General features: G+C 66.3%; 1 protein-coding gene. It reads left to right on the forward strand.

The window, feature by feature from the left end:
- Positions 1-255: hypothetical protein (locus AB3X96_RS42960; RefSeq protein WP_368594464.1), on the forward strand; the 255-nt coding region annotated here is incomplete at both ends.

Here is a 255-nt window from a genome sequence, read left to right on the forward strand (position 1 = left end):
TGCGCCGCTGTTTGGCGCGCTGCTGAACTATCGCCACAATACGCTGGCGGCGCTCCCGGGCGTCGTGGGGGACGATGTCCTGGACGGCATGGAGTGGCTGGGTGCGCAGGAGCGCACCAACTATCCCGTGACCCTGTCGGTGGAGGACTGGGAAGAAGCACTGGGCCTGACGGCGCAGGTGAGCGGGCCGGTTTCTGCGGAGCGGGTGTGCGGTTACATGCAACATGCGTTGGAGCATCTGGCGGAGCTGCTGGA

The sequence above is a fragment of the Paraburkholderia sp. BR13439 genome (assembly GCF_040948805.1).
Lineage (GTDB): Bacteria > Pseudomonadota > Gammaproteobacteria > Burkholderiales > Burkholderiaceae > Paraburkholderia > Paraburkholderia youngii.